The sequence below is a fragment of the Chryseomicrobium excrementi genome, assembly GCF_002798305.1.
Taxonomy (GTDB): Bacteria; Bacillota; Bacilli; order Bacillales_A; family Planococcaceae; genus Chryseomicrobium; species Chryseomicrobium excrementi.
The window spans coordinates 453,593-479,473 of record NZ_PCGR01000002.1; the positions used below are offsets into that span (position 1 = coordinate 453,593).

General features: G+C 45.8%; 17 protein-coding genes. 12 read left to right on the forward strand and 5 right to left on the reverse strand.

From position 1 onward, the window contains the following. Window positions 1-119 precede the first annotated feature (119 nt). The gene (locus tag CQS04_RS06905; RefSeq protein WP_100353424.1) at window positions 120-1,244 is read left to right on the forward strand and encodes an NADH-dependent flavin oxidoreductase; all 1,125 of its coding nucleotides are present in this window, start codon (window positions 120-122) and stop codon (window positions 1,242-1,244) included. Here the strand turns inward: CQS04_RS06905 and CQS04_RS06910 are convergent. Further along, a complete protein-coding gene (locus CQS04_RS06910) occupies window positions 1,241-1,702 on the reverse strand; it encodes a hypothetical protein (protein ID WP_100353425.1) in 462 nt (153 codons plus the stop codon). The two genes, CQS04_RS06905 and CQS04_RS06910, sit on opposite strands and share 4 nt — an antisense overlap. A gap of 316 nt (window positions 1,703-2,018) precedes the next feature. Between CQS04_RS06910 and CQS04_RS06915 the strand changes: the two genes are divergently transcribed. Continuing rightward, window positions 2,019-2,777, forward strand: coding sequence for a LysM peptidoglycan-binding and 3D domain-containing protein (locus tag CQS04_RS06915; RefSeq protein ID WP_100353426.1), 759 nt, complete (start codon window positions 2,019-2,021; stop codon window positions 2,775-2,777). A 423-nt stretch (window positions 2,778-3,200) separates the two neighbouring features. Here CQS04_RS06915 and CQS04_RS06920 read toward each other — a convergent pair whose 3' ends face one another. Then, window positions 3,201-3,758: a helix-turn-helix domain-containing protein gene (locus tag CQS04_RS06920; RefSeq protein ID WP_100353427.1), complete on the reverse strand. Its 558-nt coding sequence runs from the start codon at window positions 3,756-3,758 to the stop codon at window positions 3,201-3,203. Window positions 3,759-4,070: 312 nt separating this feature from the next. Here CQS04_RS06920 and CQS04_RS06925 point away from each other — a divergent pair, with 312 nt between their 5' ends. Beyond that, window positions 4,071-5,126 carry a C40 family peptidase gene (locus CQS04_RS06925; RefSeq protein ID WP_245858768.1) on the forward strand — a complete coding sequence of 352 codons (1,056 nt, stop codon included), beginning with the start codon at window positions 4,071-4,073 and terminating at the stop codon, window positions 5,124-5,126. A 68-nt stretch (window positions 5,127-5,194) separates the two neighbouring features. Here the strand turns inward: CQS04_RS06925 and CQS04_RS06930 are convergent, their stop codons facing one another. Beyond that, window positions 5,195-6,865, reverse strand: a complete 1,671-nt coding sequence (locus CQS04_RS06930) for a S8 family peptidase (protein WP_165775478.1) — start codon at window positions 6,863-6,865, stop codon at window positions 5,195-5,197. Window positions 6,866-6,991: 126 nt separating this feature from the next. Continuing rightward, window positions 6,992-8,383, reverse strand: coding sequence for an N-acetylmuramoyl-L-alanine amidase (locus CQS04_RS06935; protein ID WP_165775479.1), 1,392 nt, complete (start codon window positions 8,381-8,383; stop codon window positions 6,992-6,994). A 307-nt stretch (window positions 8,384-8,690) separates the two neighbouring features. On the opposite strand from CQS04_RS06935, the gene CQS04_RS06940 reads away from it, so the two are divergent. From CQS04_RS06940 to csaB, 6 genes are all read left to right on the forward strand, one after another. Further along, complete coding sequence (locus CQS04_RS06940; protein WP_100353430.1) at window positions 8,691-10,655, forward strand: S-layer homology domain-containing protein; 1,965 nt, start codon at window positions 8,691-8,693, stop codon at window positions 10,653-10,655. A gap of 298 nt (window positions 10,656-10,953) precedes the next feature. Then, window positions 10,954-12,924 (forward strand): S-layer homology domain-containing protein, encoded by a 1,971-nt coding sequence (locus CQS04_RS06945; protein ID WP_100353431.1) that lies wholly within the window; start codon window positions 10,954-10,956, stop codon window positions 12,922-12,924. A 226-nt stretch (window positions 12,925-13,150) separates the two neighbouring features. Beyond that, complete coding sequence (locus tag CQS04_RS06950) at window positions 13,151-13,888, forward strand: WecB/TagA/CpsF family glycosyltransferase (RefSeq protein ID WP_100353432.1); 738 nt, start codon at window positions 13,151-13,153, stop codon at window positions 13,886-13,888. After that, window positions 13,885-15,447, forward strand: a complete 1,563-nt coding sequence (locus CQS04_RS06955) for a putative polysaccharide biosynthesis protein (protein ID WP_100353433.1) — start codon at window positions 13,885-13,887, stop codon at window positions 15,445-15,447. The genes CQS04_RS06950 and CQS04_RS06955 overlap by 4 nt, the downstream gene beginning before the upstream one ends. A gap of 14 nt (window positions 15,448-15,461) precedes the next feature. After that, the gene (locus CQS04_RS06960) at window positions 15,462-17,366 is read left to right on the forward strand and encodes a DUF5693 family protein (protein ID WP_100353434.1); all 1,905 of its coding nucleotides are present in this window, start codon (window positions 15,462-15,464) and stop codon (window positions 17,364-17,366) included. Beyond that, a complete protein-coding gene (gene csaB, locus CQS04_RS06965) occupies window positions 17,360-18,442 on the forward strand; it encodes a polysaccharide pyruvyl transferase CsaB (protein WP_245858769.1) in 1,083 nt (360 codons plus the stop codon). Before CQS04_RS06960 ends, csaB begins: the two co-directional genes overlap by 7 nt. Before the next feature lie 457 nt (window positions 18,443-18,899). Here the strand turns inward: csaB and CQS04_RS06970 are convergent, their stop codons facing one another. Continuing rightward, window positions 18,900-20,048 carry an acyltransferase gene (locus CQS04_RS06970; RefSeq protein WP_100353436.1) on the reverse strand — a complete coding sequence of 383 codons (1,149 nt, stop codon included), beginning with the start codon at window positions 20,046-20,048 and terminating at the stop codon, window positions 18,900-18,902. Between the two features lie 264 nt (window positions 20,049-20,312). Here CQS04_RS06970 and CQS04_RS06975 point away from each other — a divergent pair, with 264 nt between their 5' ends. The 3 genes from CQS04_RS06975 to CQS04_RS06990 all read left to right on the forward strand — a co-directional run bounded on the left by CQS04_RS06975 (window position 20,313) and on the right by CQS04_RS06990 (window position 25,659). Further along, window positions 20,313-22,520 carry a 5'-nucleotidase C-terminal domain-containing protein gene (locus CQS04_RS06975; RefSeq protein ID WP_100353437.1) on the forward strand — a complete coding sequence of 736 codons (2,208 nt, stop codon included), beginning with the start codon at window positions 20,313-20,315 and terminating at the stop codon, window positions 22,518-22,520. Window positions 22,521-22,845: 325 nt separating this feature from the next. Continuing rightward, complete coding sequence (locus CQS04_RS06985) at window positions 22,846-24,153, forward strand: S1C family serine protease (protein WP_165775480.1); 1,308 nt, start codon at window positions 22,846-22,848, stop codon at window positions 24,151-24,153. 219 nt (window positions 24,154-24,372) lie between these two features. Further along, window positions 24,373-25,659 (forward strand): C40 family peptidase, encoded by a 1,287-nt coding sequence (locus tag CQS04_RS06990; protein WP_245858770.1) that lies wholly within the window; start codon window positions 24,373-24,375, stop codon window positions 25,657-25,659. Window positions 25,660-25,881 lie beyond the last annotated feature (222 nt).

The window sequence follows — 25,881 nt, forward strand, 5'->3', positions numbered from 1 at the left end:
CCTTTCGGGGCGCCTTTTTCAATTCCTTCGAAATCCGAATAATTCGAGTCGCCTCACTTGAACTCCGTGCCTCACTTCAGTACGCTAAAATCAACAACATCTATGAAGGAGAGACGCACATGACTACCAATTGGCAACACCCCCTCACATTACCAAACGGAGCGACACTTAAAAACCGCATTATGATGGCTCCGATGACGACCTATTCTTCAGAAATTAACGGAGATGTCTCTGACCAAGAACTAGCTTATTATGCTCGCCGTGCGAAAAGCGGAATCGGTGCTGTCATCACAGCATGCGCTTACGTTCAGCCACAAGGAGCGGGCTTCATCTATTCGATCGGTGCAGAATCCGACGACCGCCTTCCAAGCTTGAAAAGACTCGCTTCTGCAATCAAAGACAACGGAAGCACAGCCATCCTGCAAATTTTCCACGCGGGTCGCCAGTCAAACAGCAAAGTGCTAAATGGGGGCACGCCTGTATCGGCAAGTGCAGTCGCATATCCTCGAGACGGGGCAGAAACACCGCGCGAACTAACAGCAGACGAAGTCGAAGAAACGATCCGTGCGTTTGGTGAAGCCACTCGTCGTGCCATCGAAGCAGGATTTGATGGCGTCGAAATCCATGGTGCCAACACCTACTTGATCCACCAGTTTTTCTCGCCACATTCGAATCGTCGCACTGACAAATGGGGCGAAGACCGCTCGGCATTCCCGCTTGCAGTCGTTGCAGAAGTGAAACGCGTTGCAAAAGAGCTCGCGCCAAGCAACTTCATTATTGGTTATCGCTTCTCGCCAGAAGAGAACACGGACCCGGGCTTTACAATAGAAGAAAAGCTCGCGCTGATCGACAAGCTAGCTGACGAAAACTTAGATTATCTTCATATCTCGCTTGGAGAGTTCTTCGATCAATCTTATACGGACGAAACGGGCACACCTCGAATCGCACGATTTGCTGAAATCATTGCTGGCCGAACTCCACTAGTAGGCGTCGGCTCTCTCAATACGAAGAGCGAAATCGACCAAGCGGCTGCTTCCGGCTACGCAGAGCTGTTCGCCATCGGACGACCGATCGTGACGGACCCAGAATGGTATCCAAAACTAGTCGAAGGCAAAGAAGACTTGTTGCTGACAGAAATCGACCCAACCAACCAAGATGCACTTGATATTCCAGACGCTCTATGGGAGAAGATTTTAAACGTAACGGGCTGGTTCCCGGTCAAGCAACCAACTGAAAAGTATTAATTGGAGGAGACAAGCCTGCGCGCTTGTCTTTTTTCTATGAAATCCGTACTTGCGAGGACAAGAGGTTGTGTTCTTCGGACTCCGCGAGGGTTTGCGCGGACATCAAAGGCTGTTCTGCGGACTTCGAGCTTTACCAGGACTTTAAAGAATGTTCCTCGGACTTCGCGAGGGATTGCGCGGACATCAAAGGCTGTTCCGCGGACTTCAAGCTTTACCAGGACTTTAAGGAGTGTTCCTCGGACTCCGCAAGGGTTTGCGCGGACTTCAAAGGCTGTTCCGCGGACATCGAGCTTTACCAGGACTTTAAAGAATGTTCCGCGGACTCCGCAAGGGTTTGCGCGGACTTCAAAGGTTGTTCCTCGGACTTCGAGCTTTACCAGGACTTTAAGGAGTGTTCCTCGGACTCCGCGAGGGTTTGCGCGGACTTCAAAGGTTGCTCCGCGGACCTCAAAGAACATCCCAAGGACTTCAAGCAGAAAGAAAATGGCATTTCAAACACAACACAACCTAACCACAGCAACATCTCAAAAAGAGAAACCGAACATCCTATCCCGCTCAAAAGTCGTAACTTACCCTAACTTTGTGTTACAAAACATTAAATGGAGTCTATGAAACTCGTTTTCTGTAACACTCTTGTAATATTAGATAACTGTGTGACCTATTTCACATAAAATAGCACGTAAATTGAAAGTTTACTGCAATGATTCTGTTATTCTCCTGAAATAGTAACGTGGTACGATAGTACTCGTTAGTGAAAAGGAGGAAATTCATACTATGAAAAAACAAATCGTTGCACTAACCGCTTTCGCAGGCTTACTATTCGGAGCCGCGACATCAGCATCAGCAGCAGAAGAAACGTACACAATTAAAAGCGGAGACACACTTTGGTCTATTTCTCAAAAATACAATGTAACAGTTCAAAACTTACAAGACTGGAATAACCTTTCGTCTGATCTAATCTATCCTAACCAAAAGTTAGCGATTGAAGCATCAGCAGCGAAAGCGCCAGCACAACCAGCTCAGAAGCCATCAAAATCAGATGCGTCTTCATACACAGTCAAAAGTGGAGATACGCTTTACCGCATCTCTGTTAACCACGGTGTAACCGTAGCCGACTTGAAAGGTTGGAACGGTCTTTCATCAGACTTGATCTTCCCTGGACAAGTATTAGCGGTTCAAGGCGGCAGCTACACGAAACCAGTGAGCAACCCAGCACCAGCAAAACAAACGTCTCCTGAAGCAGTGAAAGAATTCAAAGTGGAAGCGACAGCTTACACAGCATATTGCTCAGGATGTTCAGGAGTAACAGCTACAGGAATTGATTTACGTGCAAATCCACACCTAAAAGTCATCGCAGTAGATCCAAAAGTGATTCCACTAGGATCACGCGTATGGGTTGAAGGTTATGGCGAAGCGATCGCTGGAGACACTGGCGGCGCTATTAAAGGCAACAAAATCGATGTCTTCTTCCCAAGCCAATCAGATGCTCTTAACTGGGGTCGTAAGACGGTTACAGTTAAAATCTTAAAATAAATGAGTGCTCCCACAGCAAAAGTCGCTGTGGGAGTTTTTTCTGTTTAGATGTGCAACCGACTATATAGAAACCCATTCAAAAACCGGTCACACTCTATGAGGCAAAGAGCGCTTCATAGAGCATGCCCGGTTTCCGGAGAGTTTCTGAGCCTGCCGATTCCACTTTTCACTATGTCCAGTTACGAACGCCAGAAATCCCCGCAAAAAATCATTCGCAACTATAGAGGCAAAAAGCGCCTCATAGAGCATGCCCGGTTCTCGAAGAGTTTCTGAGCCCGCCGATTCCACATTTCGCTATGTCCAGTTACGAACGCTAGAAATCCCCGCAAAAATCATTCGCAACTATAGAGGCAAAAAGCGCCTCTATAGCCACGCCTGATTTTTACAAGATTTCTAGAGTGGCGTTCTCCACTTTTCTATGTACTACCGCCAATTCGCCGTCATCGCCCAAATCGCAATAGCAGGTTTGTCGCCCGGATTGAAGAAGCGGTGGGGCAGCTCGCTATCGAAGAAGATGGCATCGCCTTCGACAAGTTCGAAGCGGTCTGTACCGACTTCGACGATGAGCGTTCCTTCTAAAACGTAGCCACATTCCTCGCCTTTGTGCTGGATGACTTGGTCTTCGACTGTATCGCCTGGATCGACGACGAGTTTGAAGAAGCCGATGTCTTTTCCGATGCTAGGGGACAGCAAGTGGTATTCGCTATTCGGTCGAATCCGTTTGACGACAAGTTCGTCGTCTTTCTTATAGACATTGACACGCTCGCCGTCTGTCTGATCGAAGAAGGCAAAAATCTGGACATTCAAGCTGTTCGCAAGATTCCACAATGTTTCAAGGGAGGGGGAGACAAGACCTCTCTCAATCTGAGAGACCATACTTTGACTGACGCCTGCACGTTTCGCCAGTTCTTCTGATGTGATACCCAGTTCGCGGCGCATCATACGAATGCGGCGACCGATTTCGACCTTTGGAAATTCCAACTACTTCACCTCTCGAATTAAATCGTTCTCCCTCTATTGTCTTATAAAGTCTAAAAATATACAATATTCAAATTTAATAAATAGTTACAATTTAAAAGTTGACCTAATAAAGCGTGAAAGTTACCACATTTAACCGATTTTTATAGAACTAAACATGAATTCGTCATTTGTAACGTAACTGTAATATAACTGTAACTATAAAGATGAACTGTATCTGCTAATATTGAGCTTGTAGAAAAAATTCAAACAAATTACGATTCAATGCCTGATCAGCATCCAGAATCAACAAAAAACTTATGAGGTGACAACGACTTGAAGAAGCGAATTGTATGGATGATTATTGCTGTACTACTTTTTACAGCTACACCATTTATGTCGAACGAAGCACAAGCCAGTGGATCAGCAACTCAAGATGAGATAGTAAACTATGCGAAACAATTTATCGGAGTACCTTATAAGTGGGGCGGCAACACGCCTTCTGGATTTGATTGTTCAGGATACACTACATATGTATTTAACCAAAAATTCGGATTTAACTTACCACGTACATCAGGTTCACAAGCTGGGGTCGGATCAGCGGTCTCAAAATCAAACCTTCAAAAAGGTGACCTAGTATTCTTCAGCTTCACAGCTGGTAGCTCTAGCGTAGGTCACGTTGGAATCTACATCGGAAACGGTGACTTCATCTCTGCGACTAGCTCAAAAGGTATCGCGATTGAAGACTTAAACACAAACTCTTATTGGGCACCACGTTATATTACAGCACGCCGTGTACCTGGCGTTACTTCTGGTACAACTCAAGTTTCGAACCCAGCTCCAGCTCCTAAGCCAGCACCACGTCCTGACCTACCAAAAGGTGAGTACTACGACGTTTCTGATAAGCACTGGGCTAACAAAGCAATTACAGAATTAAGCCTTGATAACATCATCTCTGGTTATGACGGTTCTGAATTCCTTCCACAAAAAGACGTTTCTCGTGCAGAAGCAGCAGTTATGGTTGCGAAAGCTTTAGGATTAAAACCAGTTTCAGGTTCAAAGTTCAAAGATGTTCCATCATCTCACTGGGCTTCAGGTTACATCAATGCATTAGCGCAAAAAGGAATCGTAAGCGGTCGTCCTGAAGGATTCGTACCTAAAGGGGACATCTCTCGCGGAGAGATCACAGTGATCTTGACACGTGCATTCTCTATGACAGCAACAACTTCAAACGTAAGCTTCTCAGACATCAACAACCACTGGGCGAAATCAAGCATCATGAAAGTGGCTTCTGCTGAAGTAGCAAGCGGGTACAACGATGGCACATTCAAGCCAAACGCAAGCGCAACACGTGCTGAATTTGCTCAATTCGTTTACAACTCAATTAAATAAGACAATTCAAAAGGACTGGCAAAAGCCAGTCCTTTTTTTGTGCCTATATAATAGGAAGAAACTCAAAATTAATCTGCTTGTACCGAATAAAATGCGTTGTACAGCATCATAGCAAATTCTGCTCTTGTAACAGCTTGCTCCGGTCGGAACGTCTGATCTTCTGGATACCCCACCATGATTCCGTACTCAGCGATCGAGTCAATCGCTCGGCTGTAATACTTCTCAGGGGACACATCCGGAAACATCGCTTTGGTAGTTGCAGGAGGAAGCTCTAGTGTGTTCGAAAGAATCAAAGCTAAGTCGCCACGCTTAATACCTGATTGCGGGGCAAAACGAGTCGGACTCACTCCTTTTACGATCTGTTGCTCAAAGGCATACGAGATAGGAGAAAAGGCGAAAGAATCTCTCGAGACATCTTGGAAATACGATTGTGTAGTAGCTGGCCAGTTTAAGGCTCGTCCTAACATCGAGACAGCTTGGGCTCGAGTCAAAGGGTCGTTCGGTCGAAACAGTCCATCTGGAAAGCCGGCGATGATGCCTTCATCGTACACTTTTTGCAGCGCTTGTGAATACCAAGCGGAAGCTTTGGTGTCTGGAAACAAGCCGGGAGGTTCTTTTACAGATTGGATCAAGCCAAACCCGTAAGTTGAATCACGACCTCGTGGGCCATAATCTTTTGCGTTCTGTTGCAACAGTTTTCGAATCTGATCATTTGTCAACGTCGGGTACTCTTGCATATATTGAGCCGCTATTCCCGCCACAAAAGGCGATGCCATGGAAGTGCCGGTCTTGAGGGCATAGTCTTCCTGAGTCATAGTGCTTGTCAAGACGGCGGTTGAATAGATGTCTTCTCCAGGTGCTACGAATTCTTGGGAAGGGCCTCGGAAAGATGAGTAATAAATGGAATTGTCTTTGGCGAGCGAACCGACTGCGATGACACTCGGGTATTGGGCTGGGAATTGGACATCGTAGTTTCGGATATTCCAGCCATTCCCCGAAGCCGCTACTAACAGAATCCCTTCATCATAAGCCTTTTTCATCATGTCACGAACCCCTAAACCATCTGGACCAGCTAAGCTCATATTAAGAATATCCATGTCGTTATCGATGGCCCATTGAATTGCATTTAACAAATTTTCGCTTGGACTAGAAGTTCCTTCTCCAAATATCCGAATCGAATACAAATCTACTTTCGGGGCGATACCTCGAACGCCTATTGAATTCGCTTGTGCGGCTAAGATACCTGCTACGTGGGTACCATGTCCTGTGGAGTCTCGTAGATGAGAGCCTGTTACAAAACTGACACCACCGACTACGCGAAGGTCCGGATGCTGCGCATTGATTCCGGAATCAATGATACCTACTTTAATTCCGTCTCCCCGGTATCCCAGAGCGTACGCTTTATCGGCTAAGACGGGCTTGTAGCCCCAATTGGTCGTTTCAGCTGTCTGGTAGAACAGTTCGTCTTCTGGATAAGGCGTAATGGCGATGTCTTCCTCAGCAAGTTGGAAAGTAGCGTAGGAATCAGTGGGAGGGAGCGTTGCAATGACGGACGAGATAGCAGGGAGGTCGGCAGTGATCGTCGCTCCAATGGCTTTCAAGTAGTCATAATCAATCGCTTCATCAAATTGAATAAATACTTTCTCAGGTTTGGTTAGTTCGGCAGGGGTGGCAAAAGCGGTCGTGGAGAGACCTGTAAGTGAGATGAGTAGGGTGAGAGTAAATGTGGTGCGTTTCATCGGCGCTAACCTCCTGCATACAGTTTCTTTCATTATATAGCAATACCCTAATAAATAGCTGTGGTAACTCAAAAAAAGAACTATTTTGTCGTTAAAAAAACACCCCCGTCGCCGGAGGTGTAAAAGTTATTGCTTGTCGCGCCAGTTGTAGTAATCTACGATACCATCTGCAATGGCCTGAGCCGCTGCGTCTTGATACGTCGCGTTTCCTAGCTTGGCTGCATCCGACGTGTTCGTCAAGAAACCAAGTTCCACTAGTGCAGCTGGAAGTGGGTTCTTGTCGATGACACGGAAGTCCGCATCTTTAACGCCACGGTTGTTGTGATTCATCGCTTTATACAAGCGGTTTTGAATGAAAGTAGCTAATTGCTTGCTATGCTCAGAACGCGTATCTAGAGCAGACGAATAGTACGTCTCAGAACCAGATACAGTTGTGTTCGCATTGGAATTCGCATGGATCGAGACAAATGCGTCTGCCCCATTTTGCGCCCCATATGCAGCACGATAATCTAAATCATAGAACACATCTGTGCGACGTGTCATCAACACAGTAATACCTCGAGCTTTCAACTTCGATTCAACTCGAAGCCCAACAGACAAGTTGACGTTTTTCTCCTGAAGGCCGTTGTAGACAGCACCAGGATCTTTCCCGCCATGACCTGGGTCGATCACCATGATCCGAGAGTCGCTCGCGGCAGGCACTTTAGATAGGTAAGAGGTGCTGACATAACCAGTCACTGAGCCAAATGCTCCGTGTGCCCAGCCGTTTGCGATCCCATAAACTTTGAACTGATCACCTTTGTTCATTCGACCGACGATGCTATAGCTTGTGCTCGGGCCTTTGCGAATGTTTAAGGCGTCGACAGTGGATTGGTACGTATCAATCACAGGCATTTCAAAAGAGACTTTGAATTCTGGATTGATCGCACGAGCGATGAACATGGCGAATTGACGCCGGTTCAGCTCCGCTTTCGGGCTGAAGTAGCCATTGCCAGTTCCTGCGGCGACACCATTTGTAGCAATCTTGTTAACGGCTAGATACAGGCTGTTAGCATCTGCACTATAGGGAACATCTTTGAACGAAATGGCGGAAGTTGCCGAATATTTAAAGGCGCGGCTTAACATATGAGCCATCTCGCCACGTGTCATAATTTCTCTTGGTTTGAATGTGCCATCCGGATATCCGGAGATAAATCCAGCCTTGTAAGCACTATCGATATATCCTGATGCATAGCTGCTTTTTGAAACATCTGGGAACGACGTCGCGCGTAACGTGCCGTCAAGTTTCAAAGCACGACCGATCATGGTAGCAGCTTGCTCTCGCGTTACAGCCATTTCTGGACTGTAAGTCGTAGACGAAGTCCCCGCAATATAGCCATGTTCATATAAATAGATGATTTCGTGATCAGTTGATGTGATATCACGGAATGGAATAGATGCTGAGACTGGTGAAGTGGTAGATAAAAAGGCCGTGAATGCAAGGAGCAGAGACATCATTAGTAGTACAAATTTCTTCATTGTAAGCATTCTTTTAAAAGAAGCTCCTTTCATATGGTATAAACGCTACAATGATAGTACCATGAATTTCAGATAATTGAGCATATTACTTGCAAAATAAGACAATGGTAGTTGTTTATTCTAAAACTATTTCAAATTTGTAAGAATCGTCAGTGTACTTTGACCCATCGATGGAACTATATTCATTTGAGGAGAAGAAGTTTGTTAATTTGATACCATCGTATGATAGAAGCAAGTAGCTAAATAGGATAAAGTAATAAGTAGAAATTTTATACATATATCAAATGGAAGAGAGGATGGCTTTAAAATGTGGAGAAAGAGTGCAATGTTCCTAATTCTTTCAGTGCTCACGCTACTTGTCGGAACTTTCAGTGTTTCAGCTGCGGATGATCTGACTGGATATAAATACGAGCATCAGATGAGGGAATTGATTGATTTAGGTATAATGGCGGGGTATCCGGACGGCACTTACAAGCCGGAACGGACGGTAACTCGCGCTGAATTTGCGAAATTTGTCGTTGCTTCTTTCGAGCTGCAAAGCGAACAAGAAGTGCCTACTATGCAAACAGCTGCAGCTCAGGAGTTGACGTTTAAAGACGTGCCACAGGATAAATGGTACGCTGCGTGGATCGCAGATGCGGTCAACGCTGGAGTGGTTGCCGGCTACACAGACGGAACGTTCAAACCGGACGCTTTAATCACACGCGAGCAGATGGCAGCTATGGTCGCACGTGCCTTACATGCAAAAGGAGTTTTATCTGAAGGCTTTGATATCCCTGAACTAGAATTTAAAGATGCAGACAAAATCCATCCTTCTTATATTGAAGACGTTAAATTTGTAACATTCCACGGAGTTATCAATGGAGACGGACTTGGCTACTTTAACCCAAAAGATTCTTCAACTCGTTGGATGGTGGCTCTTGTTATGTTGAATGGACGTGAAATTGTGTTCCCTACAGAACCAAAAGCTTACCAAGTAGCAGCGATTCGTGATGGAGTGCCTGAAGTCGTGCGTCAATTTGATACGTTCACACAAGCAAAAGACTACGCAAAAGCAGGAACAGCGCTTGTAGTTCAGCGAGAAGGCATCATTGTCTGGATCAAGAACGGAATTGCAGTTTCCAACAAATTCGTCAACTTGTTCCCAGGAACAAACTTGGCATGGAAATCAGGTACGCAACGCGAGCGCCAATTCCGTCCTTATGTGACGCAACATACGGAACTACAGTACCGGGATGCAACAGAAGACTATGTAAAAGTGGAACTTGCAGACCGAGTTGGTTATGCGGATCCAGGAAGCATCAACTTGATCCCTACAGAAATGATGACGGTACAGTCGTACTTCACTCGTTCAGGAACGAACATGCTTCATTACATTTATAACTACGGTCTCGGCCGTTATGAAATTGCTGGTATTATCGGAGTCGCTCCGGCAGCCTTCATCGAAGGTCAGAAGTACTATAGCTGGGATGGTTTCACATTTACAGACGCTAACGGAAAGTTTGTAACGGAAGCGCACCAGTACTTCAATAAACTCAACCTTCGTTCGAAGTCGAACTATACAGCAGAGGAACTCGATTTGTACTTGAAAGAGAAATTTCCTCATTATAATAAGACAGTCGCAGGAAAGCTTTGGACAACAAGTCCTCTTGTTGGTATCGGCCAAGCTCTAAAAGAATTAGAAGCTCAGTATGATCTCAATGCTCTTTACTTGATGGCACATGCGATCCACGAGAGCGGCTGGGGAACTAGTAAAATCGCACAAGATAAAAAGAATCTCTTCGGTTACGGCGCTGTAGACTCGGATCCTTATAAAGGTGCTTACACATACGACACCTTTAAAGATTCGATTGAAGACGCAGCAAAACGCGTCACTGCGAACTACCAAACAGTGAACGGAAGTTTCTATAACGGTTCCTTCCTTGGAAACAAAGGACAAGGAATGAACGTCCGTTACGCATCGGATCCTTACTGGGGCGAGAAGATCGCCGGTCACATGTACCGTGCAGATATTCACCTGGGTAAAAAAGACATCTTTAAAGAAACACTCTACATGACGAATGCCGGCAGCCCGGTGAACTTCCGCCGTGATGCATCAACGAATTACGCAGCACTTTATGCACTTCCTGAGAACGGGTTGACGGTCAGCGTCAAAGAAACCATCGACATTCCGAACGCTATCGACTGGTTCCGTGTGGTTCCAGAAGAACGTGCTTACACAAATGCCTACGTGCGCTCAGACTTACTCAAGCTGATCCCGTTAGCTAAATAACAATTTTTCCCTTTAGTGTACTTGTGCGCCGCACAATTCACTACAATTCCATAATTATACAACCGACCTTGATATATCAAGGTCGGTTTGTTGTTTTTATACAATTGTCGTTTATATTTGGAATCGTGTAGCGCACAGGTACACCCAAACAACTCAACAACTAGCCTGTCTTCGGACGGGCTTTTATTTATGGGGGAAATTCTCGTTGTAAAAGACAGGTCGGTTTGTTATATTTAGACAATCGTGTACTATCTATTAATTGGTCACTTTGACCAGAGGGAAGAGAGTTGTTTCCAACATGTTTCGAAAGACCCTATTCATCCCGCTGCTCATTCTACTCACTTTGCTCATGAGTACTTTCAGTGTTTTAGCGGAAGACGACCTGACAGGCTACAAATACGAGAGCCAAATGAGAGAATTGATTGATCTAGGAATTATCGCTGGCTATCCAGACGGTACATACAAACCCGAACGCACGGTGACGCGAGCTGAGTTTGCCAAATTTGTTGTCGCTTCCTTCGAACTTCAAAGCGAAGAACAAGTTCCGAACAGTGAAACCGCAGCGACAGAAGATCTGAAATTTACAGATGTAGACTCTAAGAAATGGTTTGCCCCTTGGATCGCAGATGCTGTCCATGCAGGTGTGGTCTCTGGCTACCCAGACGGCTCTTTTAAACCGAATGCCTTGATCACTCGCGAGCAGATGGCCGCAATGGTAGCAAGAGCTTTAAAGGCGAAAGGGATCGTAGCAGAAGGAGAGCAAGTCTCGGACCTTACTTTTAAAGACGCAACTAAAATTCATCCGGCTTATCTAGATGACGTTAAACTTGTCGCACATTACAAAGTGATTAACGGAGATGGTCGTGGTTACTTTGATCCGCAAGGCTCTTCAGAGCGCTGGATGGTAGCTCTGGTCATGTTGAACGGAAGAGATATCGTATTTACTGAAGAACCAAAAGCGTATCAAGTAGCTTCGGTTAAAACGGGTACACCTGAAATCGTGAAACAATTCGATACATTTGAAGAAGCTAAAAACGTGGCAGCTGCGGGTACATCTTTAGTCGTCCAACGCGACGGCATCATTGTTTGGATCAAAGAAGGGATGGCTGTATCTAATAAATACACTTTCGTATTTCCTGATACAACCCTTGCTTGGAAAGGGGGAAGTCTACGCCTTCGTCAATTCCGACCTTTCATTGATGCTCATACGCAGATGAAGTTTGTAGATGCTACTGAAGAACATGTAATAGTCGAATTGGCTGGAAAAATGGGTTATGTAGATCCGACTACCCTGAATCTGATACCAAACGAAATGAACAACACGAGGTCTTACTATATTCGATCGGGAGATCATCTGGTTCACTACATATATAATTATGAGGAGAATAGATTTGAAACCCCAGGTAGAGTGGGAATCGCACCAAAAGAATTTGTAACAGGTCAAAACTATTACAGTTGGGACGGACTCACGTTTACTGATATGAGTGGAAAGTTCGTTACAGAAGCCCACCAGTATTTCAACAAACTCACACTGCGAACTAAGACTTCCTACACAGCAGAAGAGTTGGACAGATATTTGCAAGAAGCGTTTCCTTATTATAATGAAGAGAAGCATGAGAAAGTTTGGACGGATAGTCCTCTAGTGGGTATTGGTAAAGATTTAAAAGCGATTGAAGCAGAACGAGATATTAATGCTCTTTACCTGATGGCACATGCCATTCATGAAAGTCAGTGGGGAACGAGCCCGATCGCTCAAGATAAAAATAATTTATTTGGTTCTGGAGCCTTTGATTCAGATGCCTATAAGAATGCGTTGACATACGATTCTTACAAAGAGTCAATCGAGGATACTGTTAATAAAGTAGTCACCAACTATCAGCTAGTCCAAGGCGATTATTACAATGGGTCATTCCTTGGTAACAAAGCGCAAGGGATGAACGTGAGATATGCTTCAGATCCTTTCTGGGGCGAAAAGATTGCGGGTCACATGTACCGTGCAGATGTGTTCCTTGGTAAGAAAGATATCTTTAAGGAAGCGTTGTATATGACAGCAGCTGAGACGGGACCTCCTGTTTACTTCCGTCGAGATGCTTCTACGAATTATGCGTCCCTATATGCTCTTCCGGAGAACGGTTTGACAGTCAGCGTGAAAGAGACTATCGACATCCCGAACGCCATCGACTGGTTCCGTGTGGTTCCAGAAGAACGTACTTATACAAATGCTTATGTGCGTTCTGATTTACTTAAATTGATTCCGTTAGCGAAATAATTACAGGAATCCCCTTTTGTGTACCTGTGCACTACACAATTCACTACAATTCCATAATTATACAACCGACCTTGATGTATCAAGGTCGGTTTGTTGTTTTTATGCAATTGTCGTTAATAATTGGAATAGTTTGACGCACAGGTACGCCAAAAGAATCCGGATTTTCTTCTAATTTTATGGTATAGTAGATTAGAATTTTTCAGCCCCAAAAAGGAGAAAACCCCATATGAATCACAATGTCGTGCGCATCCTCGATGTGCCTTTTATAAATACAACGCACCGCGCTTTCATCGACACACTCGTTGATCGAGCGCTTACCAATCAAAAGACATTCGTCGTCACAGCGAATCCAGAAATCGTCATGCACGCTCAGGAAGATAAGAGCTACAAAGACTTGCTGGAGCGCGTCGATTACATCACAGCGGACGGCATCGGGATCGTCAAAGCAGCGCAACTGATCGGTCAACCGCTTCCGGAACGCGTGAGTGGGTACGATATCATGATGGATCTACTTAAAGAAGCAGATGCTCGCAACCTCAAAGTATTCTTGCTTGGAGCTTCTGAAACAACGAACGAACAAGCAGCAGACCGCGTCCGCAAAGACTTCCCAGGTATCGACTTGGTTGGCAACCAACACGGGTTCTTCGACTGGAGTGATCCATCACTAGCAGAGCGCATCAAAGAAGCGCAACCGGATTTCGTCTTTGTTGCATTAGGATTCCCGCGACAAGAACTTTGGATTGACCAGCATTTCAACCAGTTTGACAAAGGTATCTTTATTGGAGTCGGAGGCAGCTTAGATGTGCTATCTGGTAACGTCCAGCGAGCGCCTGAAATCTGGCAGAAGATAAACCTCGAGTGGTTCTACCGTCTCGTAAAGCAACCGTCTCGCTGGAAGCGCATGCTCGTTTTGCCACAATTTGCGCTTGTTATGCTCCGGAAACGGGGCCAGCATAAAAAATGAAAAGTACCTTATTCAAGAGTGCCGTCATTCTTTCGGTGGCCGCACTCGTCTCGAAAATACTCGGCAGTCTGTTCCGTGTTCCGCTTCAAAACATAGCGGGCGATGAAGTACTCGGGATTTTCACGCTTGTCTATCCGGTCTACATGGTGGCCCTGATTTTATCAGTCGCGGGGATTCCAATCGCTATTTCGAAACTGATTGCAGAAGCAAGAGCGCAACAAGATACAACTGCTGTGCGTCACATTTACAGCACCGCACGAATCTTAGGAATCGTCTTCGGAATCATCAGTTTCAGCCTAATCTGGTTTTTCTCGGCACCACTTGCTGAACAGCTGGGTGGACAGGAAACACGTCTGGCACTTGTCACGGTCGCTACAACTCTATTAGTAGCTCCGTATATGGCGGTTTACCGTGGTTATTTCCAAGGACACCAATCGATGAACCCAACAGCCATTTCACAAGTCATCGAGCAGTTCGTTCGAGTCGGCTTAATCCTAGCCATCGCCGTGTACCTCGTGAATGCCAACTACTCCGCAGAAAACATTGCAGGAGGCATCATGATCGGTTCGGTGTTCGGAGCCATCGCATCGCTCATCTATTTACTGAGCCTGTATGCGAAATCCGATGCTCGAGTCAAAACTGAAACGCGCCTAACATCGAAAGAGTTCAAAACTCGTGCGAAGCAGATCTTAACATTGTCACTACCCATCGCGTTTGGAGCCATCACTATGGCGCTTCTGAACATGGTGGATTCATTCACGATACCGAATGCACTCGGAAACTATCTCGGTTCGACTGAAGATATCACGTATCAATACGGAATTTACGGTCGAGGCCTGACTATCGTGCAAATCGTGACGGTTTTTGCGAGCTCGGTCATCTTGCCTCTCATCCCGACGATCTCCGCTAAACTCGTCAAAGGCGAGAAGGCAGAAGCGACAAAACTCGTGAACCAAACATTTTTCTTAACCTTATTACTTTCAGTACCAGCAGCAGTGGGGTTAGTCGTCCTCACGACACCGATCAACCTCGGCTTGTTCACGGACACAGCAGGCAACTCGGTCCTAACCATTATTTCGTTCAGCTCGTTGTTCACGTCACTAACGATACTAGGAACGGGCGTCTTGCAGGGGATGGATAAAGCTAAGCTTGCTGCGTGGATCATCGTCGCAGGTGTCGTCATCAAAGTCATCTTGAACATCGTGCTCGTCAACGCATACGGTCTTGAAGGGGCCGCGTATTCGACACTCGCAATCTATGTCTTATTATTCATTGCGAACGGAATCGCTATTCGCAAAGTCGTTGCCATTCCGTGGTTCACACGACCAGATGTGATGGTCCTTATCGCATCGCTCGTCATGGGGGCCATCATTTACGCACCGATGCTTGCTATAGACATCGAAGGAGCAGGCCGGCTGGCAGCACTAGGCTACGTCGCACTGGCAGCAGCCATTGGAGGCGCCATCTACTTCGCCTTGTTACTCGTCACCAAAGCCTTGAGTCCCGAACTATTACAGTCCTTGCCAGTCATCGGCAAACGATTTACAAAAACGAAATAGGGGTGTTTTCCCACGTGAAGAAGATATTACTCGGAATCTGTATCGCGGCCATGTTGCTCACGATTCCTTCTATTTATAGCCGTGTCATGACGGAAGAACCGAATAAGACGGTAGAGACGGCGATGCCTTACTTGAAAATTCAAGAATGGCTTATTGAAAATCCAGAGCTCACTGCGGACGACGTTCATGAACGCCTAAAAGCGAATGGCGTGGACTCGCTTGCGGTGGAACCCGATTCTCTAGAATCCTTAGAAAAGCGTGGGCTAATAACGGTTGTTACAGTTAAAAACATGAAAGAATTTTTGGTATTAAATCAAAAACCTTCTCTTGAACCTCCATTCAATAAAGACGGTGTGTTTGTTTATCTGCAACCTAATGCTCCGATGGATTTAAAGCTTTCAGAAGCGTTCTTAGAATCGCAATCGATTAATGTGGAAGGAACTCCATACACATTCATTCCTGGAAGCTCAAAAGACATTATGAAGCAACCAGTTGGTTACGATCATGAAATGATTGGTCAAATCCTAGAAGATGGGTTTAACGTGATTCCTCGAATTGGGGATTACGCCGATCCAGAAGTCATGGAGTACATGACACAACAACTAGTTGAATTAAAGCAAGATGGAATCCAGACAGTTATCTTTAATGGATCAACAGTTCCGTATGGTACGATGCCAGGAAAACAAAGTAAGTTTGCAAATGAGTTGAAAGAATCAGGATATGCTATAGGCTTAATTGAGTTCAATGAAATGATTGGCTTTAATCGACTGGCTTACTTAAATGATTTGAATGTTGTGAGATTGCTAAGTCGTAAAGTAACCGAGTCTGCAATTCAAGATGAAGTAAACGTCTATGTTCGAGCATTCAAAGAACGCAACATCCGAATGGCTTTTGTCAATCTAGAGATTAAAGATTATGAAGAAGCCATGACAGCGTTAGAGAAGTTTAATAATGAACTCGAAGCGACATTGCCAGGAGCGTTCACACGTGGTCAAGCTATTACGTTAGACAAAGTGGAACAGCCATTTTGGCAGAAAATCGTGGGACTGATTGGTCTAGTTGCGTTCTTAGGATTCGCAGCGGAGGTCGTGTTCAAACGTCGTAAGTTGACTTATATCGGATTGGCTGGACTCTCATTGATTGCTTTAGTTTATTTAATAACTGGAGTAGGTATTTTACTCAAAGCATTAGTCTTGGGTCTAGCCATCGCAGCTCCAATCGCCGCTGTGTTATTGCCTAGAGATCCATCTAAAAAAGGCTATCTAATAAAATCCTATGCAGCGACAATTGCAACCGTTATGCTAGGTGTATGGTTTGTTGTCGTGTTGATGCACGGAAATGATTACTTCTTAGGGATCAACCACTTTAAAGGAGTAAATCTTGTGTATTCAGTGCCAATCGCGTTCCTAGCTATTTATACACTTTGGGAGAGCATCTCCAAACTATTGGTATTGTCGTGGAAGAACATCGGTAAGATTTTGAAGTCATCCATCGCTTACTGGCATGTGATTGCTTTAGGCGCTATTGGGCTTTTCGCAATCTTCTATTTGGGTCGTGGAGGGAACCAAGGTGTAGTCATCCCTTATGAACTCGAATTCCGTTTGTGGCTAGAACAAGTCCTATACATCCGTCCACGAACAAAAGAATTCTTAATCGGCTTGCCGCTTCTAGTGCTCGCTCTGCATGTTGCGAAGACACATGTGAAGACAAGCTACTATCTATTAATACCAGCCGTCATTGGCGTGTTATCTATCATGAACACATTCACACATTTCCATATTCCGTTGTCGGTGTCGTTACTGCGCACAAGCTACAGTGTCGTCCTCGGCTTCTTGATTGGTCTTGTGTTCATCGTAATTTATGAGTATTTGAAAAAGGTCATTCTTCGCGAATGGGATCGAAAGAGGTGGGTATGTTGAAACTAGTGTTATCCGGATATTACGGATTCGATAATGTGGGCGATGAAGCCATCCTTTACGCCATCATTCATGCGCTGCGCAAAGAGCAGCCAGATGTCGACATCACCGTGCTCTCCAACCAACCAACGAAAACGGCAAAGACCTATAAAGTCAATGCCGTCAACCGTTGGAAGCTTCAAGAAGTACACGAAGTCATCAAGAATGCAGACGGTTTGATCAGTGGTGGGGGAAGCTTGCTGCAGGATCAGACGAGCTGGAAGACGATCCCGTATTACTTAGCGGTAATGGGAATGGCGAAAGCTTCGGGCACGCCATTCTTCGTCTACGCACAAGGCATGGGTCCGGTCAGACAACCCCAAAACAAGCTGATGATGAAATGGGTCTTAAAGCACGCGTCGCTAGTGGCCGTTCGCGACCAAGATTCCAAGAACTTGCTGACGAAGCTTGGCATCAAAAAAGACATTTCGATTGTTCCAGACCCTGTGCTTGGAATTAATCCGTCTGGCTTCACAAACCTTTTCAAGGTGAAGAAAGTGAAGAAGGTAATCGCAGTTTCCGTCCGCGACTGGGCGAATAGTAAGGCCTTCATGCCGAAACTCGCTGAAGCGCTCGATCGTTTGGCAGCTGAAAACAACACGATTGTGCTCGTGCCGATGCACGGGAAGCATGACGACGAGACGTCTCAAGAGCTTCGCAGCAAGATGAAGAACCAAAACTTTGTCCACATCTCACCTTATGACGCATCCATCGAAAACAAGATGGCCGTCATCCGAGATGCAGATTTGCTGATCGGAATGCGCCTGCATGCATTGATCTTCGCAGCAGCTGGCAACACACCGTTCATCGCACTTTCATACGATCCAAAAATCGATGCCTTCGCACAGCTTGCGGACCAGCCGGTAATCGGCCACGTCGAACAGAACGATTGGACGGCGGACGACCTTTACCGCGAAGCGAACGAGCAGCTTGAGTCTATCAAAGACCGTGCCGCTCACTTGCAAGCAACTGTCGCACCTCACATCGAACGAGCGAACGACACAGCACGCCAAGTCATCGACTATATCCAGACACATTAAAAGCAAGGGCCGCGCCCTTGCTTTTGTTTTGCGAAGAAGTTTTGGAGAAGAATGACGTCTCGACGCAAATAAAGCATCTGCCGACGTAAAACGAGCAACTGCCTTCGTAAATCAACAATCTGCCGACGGTACTAAAACCTGGCAGGAGCGTCTCGATGTAAATGAGCAATCTGCCGACGTAAATCAACCAACTGCCTCCGTAAACGGAGTATCTGCCGACGATTCATAATCAGGGAGCTATCAACGGTCGCGATTTTTCTGATTTCCTAATTCTACCTCCACCCAAACTAACTGAATACCTCAAAACCGCCCTTTCTAGAAAAGCCCTTAAGACACAAAAGCCCTTTCTAGAAAAGCCCTTGAGACACAAAAGACCTTACTAGTAAGCCCCTAACACACCAAAGACCTTGAGATACAAAAACCGATCCGCCCAAAGGCGAATCGGCCATCACACAATTTAAATAACTCGAGGTTCTTTCTTCACACGGCCCTTCCAGCCCCACACCTTATTCCCCTTACCAAAAATGATCCAACTAGCCGGCACAAAGTCGTACACCAGACGGACAATCAGCCAGCTACCGAAGAACACCACGAAGAACGTCAGTACTTGCCAGCCGTGGAACACAAGCGGCGCGCCACCTGGCAACCACTCGCGCATCCAGTACAGCAAGTAAGGGTGAATCAAGTAGATCCCAAACGACACCGCACCAATCTCAACAAGCGTCGCTTTGAAACGAGGCACATTGAAGCGCTTCAACGCATGTGCCACCACAAAAATCAAGAACCCGGCAGTCAAAGCCATCGTACTCCACGTCAGCTCATGGACCCACGAAGGATAAAACTTCATGCCTGTCCGCGCCATCACCGTCACATAATAGTAGGAGACCGTCATCACGAGATACAAAGCCACAACGCTGATCAACACACCGCGGCTGCGCCGTGCATCTTTTAACCACGCAACGAACGACTCATAATACACTCCGAGGAACGCCCCCATAAAGTAGAACATGAAGTACGAAAGAGACACCGAGCCCTTCTCATCCACCTGGAAATAATGAGTGTTTGCCAGCACCCACACCCACTGAATCACAATCCCAAGAGGCAATGCCCACTTGCGAAGCCATTCAAATCGTTTGAACAGATACAAGAAAATCGGGAACATCAGATAGAACTGCACACTGACATATACAAAATACAAATGCGTGTAAGCATTCCCCGACAACAACTCATCTGTGAACTTCGCAATGATTTCCGGCCACGTTAGTTGAAATCCATTGATGTCATAGCGAAGTGCAAAGTAGAAAATAGAGAACACGATGTACGGAACCAAGATGTATAACAAGCGGTTCTTATAGAAGCTCGTGAACAGCTTCGTCGTGAACTCTCGTGGGTAATACGTATAGAATAAGATGAAACTGCTCAGAAAGATGAAAGTCGACGTCCCGATCTTTCCAGCAATGTTTAAAATACTATAGCCTGTATAAGGAAGCGAGAACGGAGCGGAAGCCCCCATCCCTGTAGACGTCGAATGCACAAACAACACAGCAAACAATGCGAGTGCTCGAGCCCACTGGACCTCACTTAAAAAAGGTCGTTTCAATTGCATACCAAGTCACCAGCTTTTCCTAGAATAGCTCTAGTTTAGCAAAAAGTGAACGACCTTCGCAAAGACCGCCAAATTCCCTATAAAAGTGTAAAGCGTGCATAAATTTTATAAAGGATTTGTTAAGTTGGTAATTTTCTGAATAGAATGTTGTCTACAGATTGAAAGATTGCTATACTTATCTGTGCATGATTGCGCTTACAACCCGGTTCTTTTCTCATACATAAAATAAGCGCGGTCACAAAAAACTCACAAGGATGGTGTCGAATGAAAAGCTACAAAATGGTCAAAGCAAGCGTTGCTGCAGCATTAGCAATGGGCGTCATTGGAATTAACGCTCCAATTTCAACTGAAGCAAACGGCGCAGATTTCTCATTGACAATTCTTCATACGAATGACACGCACGCAGCTCTTAAAGATGCGCCAAAACGTGCTACTCTAGTACAAGAATTACGTGCTGAAGCAGGAAATGAAAACAGCCTACTTCTAGATGCTGGGGACGTATTCTCAGGATCCCTTTACTTCAACGAGTTCGGTGGTCAAGCGGACTTAGAGCTTATGAACTACATGGGCTACGATGCAATGACTTTCGGTAACCACGAATTTGATCTAGGTTTATCAGAAGACGGGCACCAAGCACTTGCGGACTTCGTGGCAGGAGCTGACTTCCCATTCGTTTCAGCTAACGTAGACTTCTCTGGAGATGCGAAGTTTGACGGTCTTCAAAATGACACTTACACAGATATGGCAGAAGAGGGCCAAATCTACAACGGAATGATCAAAGAAATCGACGGCGAAAAAGTCGGGATCTTCGGTCTAACAACTGAAGAGACAATCAACATCTCAAGCACAGAAGCTGTTGACATCACAGATTACATCGCAGCTGCAGAAGAAGCAGTAGCAGCGTTTGAAACTGCTGGCGTTAACAAAATCGTTGCCGTAACACACCTTGGTTACAATGACTCTGCTGTTTGGGACAACGATATCTTACTTGCTCAGTCTGTAGCGGGAATTGACGTAGTCGTTGGCGGTCACAGTCACACAGCTTTAATGCCACCAACTATGCTGACAAATGAAGAATCTGGTGACCCAGTAGTCATCGTTCAAGCAGGTTCGAACGGTTCATTACTTGGTGAATTAGACGTAACATTTGATGACATGGGTGTCATCACATCTCATGTTGGCGAACACCACAAAGTTGCAGATGCAGTAGCAGACCCAGCAGCTGTTGAAATCCTTGCTCCTTACAAAGAAATCGTTGATGCTAAAGGTGCTGAGTCAATCGGTGCTTACGCAGAAGTCTTCTTAAACGGTACTCGTGATATGGGTGGCGTTCGTACATCTGAAACAAACCTTGGTAACTTAATTGTTGACGGAATGCTTTCAAAAGCTCAAGAAATCGATCCAGAAACAGTGATCGCTGTACAAAACGGCGGAGGTATCCGTAGCTCTATCGACGTTGGCGACATCACTTATGGTGAAGTTCTTTCTGTAATGCCTTTCGGAAACTCATTAGCAATCATGGACTTAACGGGTGCTGAACTACTTGCAGCTCTTGAAGTGTCTGTAAGCAGCTACCCATCTGAATTAGGTTCATTCCTACATGTATCAGGTCTTGAGTTCGTATTCGATCCTTCAAAACCAGTAGGCGAACGCGTTGTCGATGCGAACGTTGTAACTGAAGACGGACGTCTACCAATCTCTGAAGACGAAAATTACAAAGTAGCAACGAACACATACATCGCAACTGGTAAAGATGGATTCACATCTTTCGGTGAAGCATATGAAGATGGCCGCGTTTCTGAGCCAGGATTCGTTGATTATGAAATGTTCATCGATTATGTAACATCTCTTGATATGGTTTGGCCGTTAATGGAAGGGCGTATTACAACTGTTCTTCCTTATACGGACGTTAACCTTCTTGACTGGGAATACCCATACGTGAACGACTTGTTCTCACGTAACGTCATGACAGGTACGACTACAAACACATTCTCACCAGACAACACATTGCCACGTTGGCAGTTAGCGTCTATGATGGTTCGTCTACTTGACCTTCCAACAGAAGACATTGCTGAAGAAGACAAAGCACCATTCACGGATATCGCAGACCTACCAGTAGCTCGTCAAAACGAGATTCATGCATTGTATGCGGCCGGCCTAATCAACGGTACAACTGAAACAACATTCAGCCCACGTGCATTCATCAAGCGTTCTCACTTCGCATTGATGGTAGACAATGTATTCACAACGGGTTACTTTGACTCAGCAGAAGAAGTTGTAGAATATCCTTTCTCTGACGTGAGCCATTTACCAGAAGTAGAGCTTGACGCTATCTGGAACATGTATGCTAACGGAATCATCTCTGGATATCCGAACGGTACATTCAAACCAGGTGCTACAACAACTCGTGCGGAAGCAGCTCGCATCATCTCGATGTTTGCTCCTTACGTGAAATACTACGAAGCACGATAAGTACTAGTCCGAACCCCTTCGCCTTTAGTGGCGAGGGGGTTTTTGTGTGGTCTGGAGGGGGCGAGCGGGTGAGCGGGCGTTCTTGTGCAAGGGAGCGGTGTTTGTTCTTCATCAAGCTGTGTTTCATCTGCAAGAGGCGCTGTTTGTTCTGCATCAAACCCACTTTCTTCGTCATCCCCCACCAACTATTGACTCCCCCAACAATTGCCTACCTTCGTGTCTCATAAACTAGAGCCTCCTGTGCTATAATGAGTGTCATACTGAAACATTTTACGTCCACGCGACGTCCAATACACTAATGACACCAGATAAAGGAGACCGTCCCATGACCCGACGCCGCACCCAGCGAAAGAAACGCTTCGCAAAACGGTTCATTCCGTTACTGATCTTGCCACTCATCCTCGTCATCGGCTACCTGCTCGTGCAGTCGTTTATACTGCCAGAACAAGAAGTCGAAAACGAAATCGTCGCCCCGACACCAGAACAACCAATTGAAGAGTCCGACGAAACTGAAGTCGAGGAGCCGGAGCAGACCGAGGAAGAGCCCTCTGAACCTGTAGCAGAGGAGCCGGCAGAAGAAGAAGATACGGAGTACGAGTCGGTCACGGAAGTCGAAGTGGTCGTCGACACGGAAAAAGCAAACGAGACGGAAAAAGAGAACGAAGCCTCTCTAGTTCTTGCAAACGCAACAGCCGCTGTCTACACTCTCTACTCAGCAGAAGCCCAAGGGTCTGCTTTCCTGTACAACACAAAAGGTGACCTTGTGACGAATGCACACGTCGTGCAAGACTCCAAAGAAATCAGCGTCGTCAACTCAAACGGACAGACCTTCACAGGCTACGTCATCGGCAAATCGCAATCCGTCGACTTCGCCGTAGTTCGAGTCCCACAGCTTGCTGGAAAAGAGCCACTCAAAATGGCATCTGCCATGGCTGCTGTTGGAGACGCCGTCACAGCTATCGGAAGTCCGCGCAACAAGCCGAATGTCGCAACGACCGGTGAAATCACAGCGACCAGCGTCACCATCGACAACGGCTACTTGTACGACCAGCTCTACGAAATGAACGCTCAAATCGAACCGGGTTCTAGTGGCGGTCCGCTGTTCTCCAACAAGACTGGAGCCGTGATTGGCATCAACTCGATTGTTCAAACAGAGAACCCAGCCATCGGCTATGCGATGCCGATCCATCTAGTAACGGGTCTGGCTGCACAGTATATCTCAGAAGCAGACGCTAAAGGCGAAGATGCCTTTAAGCCAGAAGAGCCAGTCGTCGAACCGATTCCGTTCACTGAAGAGTACTTGACACAATATGTCTTCGGGTTCAACGAAGCCTTGTTCTACTATTTAACGGACGAAAGTTTGACCTACTACAACTACTTCTTTAAGTCACAAGAAATGGCGGACTCGATTGTCCCACCATACCGTGCAGACATCCTAAGCAAAGTGACTGCACTTGAATACCGATCACCAGTCATTCAGTCAATCGATATCGGAGACACGAGCAGCACCGTGGTGTTTGATATCATCGTTGCGGACACATCTACAGAAGAACCAACACTTTACCAGCGAACGTTCACGATGGAAGTGGTCATCGACGAGTTCGGCGATTACCGGATCAATACACTTCAATAAACTATTCTTTTAGAGCCTGCTTTTAGCAGGTTCTTTTTTTCTGGCTCATTTATGACTTCTCTGGAAGCTAATTTTCTGGCTTCTTTTTTTTGTTTGATAAAAATTTTATTGCTTAATTATTGTCAGAAAACTATAATGGAAGCATCGATGTTACGAAAGCGAGGGAATTGAGTGAGAAAAAGCAGGTACGCAGTCCTGGGCAGCGCAGCCTTAGCCCTAATGCTCTACGCACAAGAAGCGGAAGCTAGCAACTACCAGGTACAACCCGGTGACTCACTGTGGAAAGTAGCCAATGCCCATAAAGTCACAGTCGATCAAATCGTTCAGTGGAACAACTTAACGAGCACTGTGATCTATCCGCAGCAAACGCTAAAAGTTGCAAACACGACTACACCAACACCAAAACCAGCAACGAAACCTTCGACACCGGCACCAAGCACGTCAGTAACGACTTACACAGTCCAGTCAGGTGACTCCCTTTCTAAAATTGGAGCACAGCACAAAGTATCGGTAGACAACTTGAAAAAGTGGAACAACTTAAAATCGGATTTGATCTTTGTTGGACAAAAACTGACCATCAACGGAACTGCTGCAACACCTGCACAACCAACGCAACCGGCTCAGCCAACACAACCAACGCAACCGGCTCAGCCAACACAACCAACACAGCCGGCTCCAGCGACAACAACATATACAGTAGTGTCAGGAGACTCGCTCTCAAAGATTGGTAGTAAGTTCAAAGTTTCAGTGGCGGACATCAAAAAGTGGAACAATCTAAAATCGGACTTGATCTTTGTAGGACAAAAGCTAAAAATCAACGGGAAACAAGCGACACCAAGCCAGCCATCTCAACCGACACAACCGACACAACCGACACAACCAACACAACCAACTCAGCCAGCTCCTGCAACAACGACTACATATACAGTAGTTTCCGGAGACTCGCTGTCGAAGATTGCCGTGAAGTTCAAGACCACGGTTGCGAACATCAAAGAGTGGAACAAGCTCACTTCTGACGTCATCTTTGTCGGACAGAAACTTACAATAGGTGGCGCAGCGGCAGCACCGACGCAACCTGTCGCAAATCCGTCACCAACGAAACCACCAGAGCCGGCCAAACCACCAGTGGACGCAGCACAAGCTGAAAAGATTGTTGCGATTGCCACATCGATGGTAGGCGTTCCTTACTTATGGGGGGGCTCGACACCTGCAGGCTTCGATTGTTCTGGATTCATCTATTATGTGTACCAGCAAGCAGGAATTCCAATCCCTCGGACCAATTCGAAAGGGATGGATGCACGGTCATATTATTTGGACGCACCACAAGTCGGAGATCTCGTGTTCTTTGCGAATACATACACTTCAGGCATCTCACATCTGGGGATCTATATCGGCAACAATCAGTTCATCCACGCGGGAAGCAAAGGCATCACCATTACTAGCTTGAACGACTCGTATTGGAAGAAGCATTTTGATAGCTACAAGCGTTTTTACGCAGCAGATTAATAGACACACCCAAGCATCGGCTCATAAGCCGATGCTTTTTTTCATATCCTGGAACTTCTTCAAAAATTATACGTCAAATGGGTAGAGAAACCATTAATAAGTCATTAATGTAACAAATATTACAAATATTACAGTTTTCAGTATACAAACACAATTCAATATGATATTCTTCAGAAGTAAGGAAATTATGGTCCTGTTTCCATAATGAGTAATAAATAGTAA

What these genes read in the sequence shown, in the direction of transcription:
- CQS04_RS06975 (WP_100353437.1), top strand. Translation starts at nt 20,313, where the DNA reads ATGAAAAGCTACAAAATGGTCAAAGCAAGCGTTGCTGCAGCATTAGCA.
- CQS04_RS06915 (WP_100353426.1), top strand. Translation starts at nt 2,019, where the DNA reads ATGAAAAAACAAATCGTTGCACTAACCGCTTTCGCAGGCTTACTATTC.
- csaB (WP_245858769.1), top strand. Translation starts at nt 17,360, where the DNA reads ATGTTGAAACTAGTGTTATCCGGATATTACGGATTCGATAATGTGGGC.
- CQS04_RS06955 (WP_100353433.1), top strand. Translation starts at nt 13,885, where the DNA reads ATGAAAAGTACCTTATTCAAGAGTGCCGTCATTCTTTCGGTGGCCGCA.
- CQS04_RS06940 (WP_100353430.1), top strand. Translation starts at nt 8,691, where the DNA reads ATGTGGAGAAAGAGTGCAATGTTCCTAATTCTTTCAGTGCTCACGCTA.
- CQS04_RS06985 (WP_165775480.1), top strand. Translation starts at nt 22,846, where the DNA reads ATGACCCGACGCCGCACCCAGCGAAAGAAACGCTTCGCAAAACGGTTC.
- CQS04_RS06905 (WP_100353424.1), top strand. Translation starts at nt 120, where the DNA reads ATGACTACCAATTGGCAACACCCCCTCACATTACCAAACGGAGCGACA.
- CQS04_RS06935 (WP_165775479.1), bottom strand. Translation starts at nt 8,383, where the DNA reads ATGAAGAAATTTGTACTACTAATGATGTCTCTGCTCCTTGCATTCACG.
- CQS04_RS06990 (WP_245858770.1), top strand. Translation starts at nt 24,373, where the DNA reads ATGCTCTACGCACAAGAAGCGGAAGCTAGCAACTACCAGGTACAACCC.
- CQS04_RS06970 (WP_100353436.1), bottom strand. Translation starts at nt 20,048, where the DNA reads ATGCAATTGAAACGACCTTTTTTAAGTGAGGTCCAGTGGGCTCGAGCA.
- CQS04_RS06930 (WP_165775478.1), bottom strand. Translation starts at nt 6,865, where the DNA reads ATGAAACGCACCACATTTACTCTCACCCTACTCATCTCACTTACAGGT.
- CQS04_RS06950 (WP_100353432.1), top strand. Translation starts at nt 13,151, where the DNA reads ATGAATCACAATGTCGTGCGCATCCTCGATGTGCCTTTTATAAATACA.
- CQS04_RS06945 (WP_100353431.1), top strand. Translation starts at nt 10,954, where the DNA reads ATGTTTCGAAAGACCCTATTCATCCCGCTGCTCATTCTACTCACTTTG.
- CQS04_RS06910 (WP_100353425.1), bottom strand. Translation starts at nt 1,702, where the DNA reads ATGTTCTTTGAGGTCCGCGGAGCAACCTTTGAAGTCCGCGCAAACCCT.